At 48.6% G+C, this 3,180-nt stretch carries 1 rRNA gene; it reads left to right on the top strand.

What is annotated here, in order from left to right:
• Positions 1–266 precede the first annotated feature (266 nt).
• Positions 267–3,161: ribosomal RNA gene (locus tag CXF71_RS10035) — 23S ribosomal RNA — on the top strand.
• Positions 3,162–3,180: the final 19 nt, after the last annotated feature.

Raw genomic sequence — 3,180 nt, 5'->3', positions numbered from 1 at the left:
AGGTGATTATAAATACCAAGCTGTTAGTTCATTCTCTTATCGTGAATGAAGTAATGGTGATAGTGCATCCCCCCAAGGATGTATTATCGAATTCATACTACTCGAAAGAGTAAGATGTCTTATCAAGTAACTCATCTTATATGACCAAGTAATTGGAAATATATTGAGTACGTGAAAATGTCAGACTTTACAATTGCCTTGGATTAGTCTCCAGGGTGTACTTCGTTTTCGATTCTTTAATTAGAAAAGACTACTTAGGGTTGTATGGTTAAGTGACTAAGCGTATGTGGTGGATGCCTTGGCAGTTAGAGGCGATGAAGGACGTGTTAATCTGCGAAAAGCTTTGGTGAGGTGATAAAAACCGTTATAGCCAAAGATGTCCGAATGGGGAAACCCACTTAGCATAAGCTAGGTATCGTCAAGTGAATACATAGCTTAACGAAGCGAACCGGGAGAACTGAAACATCTAAGTACCCCGAGGAAAAGAAATCAACCGAGATTTCGTTAGTAGCGGCGAGCGAACGCGAATCAGCCCTTAAGCTTATTGGGCGCTAGTAGAATGTTCTGGAAAGGACAACGATACAGGGTGATAGTCCCGTATACTAAAGCAACCTTTAAGTGAAATCGAGTAGGACGGAGCACGTGAAACTTTGTCTGAATATGGGGGGACCATCCTCCAAGGCTAAATACTACTAACTGACCGATAGTGAACCAGTACCGTGAGGGAAAGGCGAAAAGAACCCCTGTGAGGGGAGTGAAATAGAACCTGAAACCGCATACGTACAAGCAGTGGGAGCCCGATTTAGTCGGGTGACTGCGTACCTTTTGTATAATGGGTCAGCGACTTATATTCTGTAGCAAGGTTAACCGATTAGGGGAGCCGTAGCGAAAGCGAGTGTTAACTGCGCGTTTAGTTGCAGGGTATAGACCCGAAACCCGGCGATCTACCCATGGGCAGGTTGAAGGTTGAGTAACATCAACTGGAGGACCGAACACACGTATGTTGAAAAATGCGGTGATGACTTGTGGGTCGGAGTGAAAGGCTAATCAAGCCGGGAGATAGCTGGTTCTCCCCGAAATCTATTTAGGTAGAGCCTCGCACGAACACCATTGGGGGTAGAGCACTGTTAAGGCTAGGGGGTCATCCCGACTTACCAACCCTTTGCAAACTCCGAATACCAATGAGTGATATGCGGGAGACACACTGCGGGTGCTAACGTCCGTTGTGAAGAGGGAAACAACCCAGACCGCCAGCTAAGGTCCCAAAGTACTAGTTAAGTGGGAAACGATGTGGAAAGGCATAGACAGCTAGGAGGTTGGCTTAGAAGCAGCCATCCTTTAAAGAAAGCGTAATAGCTCACTAGTCGAGTCGGTCTGCGCGGAAGATGTAACGGGGCTAAACTAGTCACCGAAGCTGCGGATTCATCATTTATGATGAGTGGTAGGGGAGCGTTCTGTAAGCCGTTGAAGGTGAATTGAGAAGTTTGCTGGAGGTATCAGAAGTGCGAATGCTGACATGAGTAACGATAAGGGGAGTGAAAAACTCCCCCGCCGAAAGACCAAGGTTTCCTGTCCCATGTTAATCAGGGCAGGGTAAGTCGGCCCCTAAGGCGAGGCGGAAACGCGTAGTCGATGGGAAACAGATTAATATTTCTGTACTTCTATATATTGCGAAGGAGGGACGGAGTAGGCTAAACAGGCACGGCGTTGGTAGTCCGTGTGAAAGTACGTAGGTGGTTGTCTTAGGTAAATCCGGGACTTCATTCAACACTGAGATACGAGACGAGTCACTACGGTGATGAAGCTGTTGATGCCATGCTTCCAGGAAAAGCTTCTAAGCTTCAGATATATAGGAACCGTACCCCAAACCGACACAGGTGGTTAGGTAGAGAATACTAAGGCGCTTGAGAGAACTCGGGTGAAGGAACTAGGCAAAATAGTACCGTAACTTCGGGAGAAGGTACGCTGCTCACGGTGAATCCCTTGCGGAGTAAGCTAAGAGTAGTCGAAGTAACCAGGTGGCTGGAACTGTTTATTAAAAACACAGCACTGTGCAAAATCGAAAGATGACGTATACGGTGTGACGCCTGCCCGGTGCCGGAAGGTTAATTGATTCGGTTAGTCCTCGGACGAAGCTGATGATCGAAGCCCCGGTAAACGGCGGCCGTAACTATAACGGTCCTAAGGTAGCGAAATTCCTTGTCGGGTAAGTTCCGACCTGCACGAATGGCGTAATCATGGCCACACTGTCTCCACCCGAGACTCAGTGAAATTGAATTTGCGGTTAAGATGCCGTATACCCGCGGCTAGACGGAAAGACCCCGTGAACCTTTACTATAGCTTGACAGTGAACATTGCTCCTACATGTGTAGGATAGGTGGGAGGCTTTGAAACCATGTCGCTAGATGTGGTGGAGCCAATCTTGAAATACCACCCTTGTATGCGTGATGTTCTAACCTAGGGCCGTAATCCGGCTTGGGGACACTGTCTGGTGGGTAGTTTGACTGGGGCGGTCTCCTCCCAAAGAGTAACGGAGGAGCACGAAGGTTGGCTAAGTACGGTCGGACATCGTACGGTTAGTGCAATGGCATAAGCCAGCTTAACTGCGAGACAGACACGTCGAGCAGGTACGAAAGTAGGTCATAGTGATCCGGTGGTTCTGTATGGAAGGGCCATCGCTCAACGGATAAAAGGTACTCCGGGGATAACAGGCTGATACCGCCCAAGAGTTCATATCGACGGCGGTGTTTGGCACCTCGATGTCGGCTCATCACATCCTGGGGCTGAAGTCGGTCCCAAGGGTATGGCTGTTCGCCATTTAAAGTGGTACGCGAGCTGGGTTTAGAACGTCGTGAGACAGTTCGGTCCCTATCTGCCGTGGGCGTTTGAGAATTGAAGAGGGCTGCTCCTAGTACGAGAGGACCGGAGTGGACGAACCACTGGTGTTCGGGTTGTCATGCCAATGGCATTGCCCGGTAGCTACGTTCGGAACTGATAACCGCTGAAAGCATCTAAGCGGGAAGCAGGCTTTGAGATGAGTTCTCACTGGAGCTTTAAGCTCCCTAAAGGGTCGTTGGAGACTACAACGTTGATAGGTCAGGTGTGTAAGTGCTGCGAGGCATTGAGCTAACTGATACTAATTACCCGTGAGGCTTAACCATACAACACCCAAGTAGTTTT

The sequence above is a fragment of the Colwellia sp. 12G3 genome, assembly GCF_002836775.1.
GTDB lineage: Bacteria > Pseudomonadota > Gammaproteobacteria > Enterobacterales > Alteromonadaceae > Colwellia.
The sequence above is the reverse complement of the archived record's forward strand: the minus strand, read 5'-3'. Positions and strand labels throughout refer to the sequence as shown.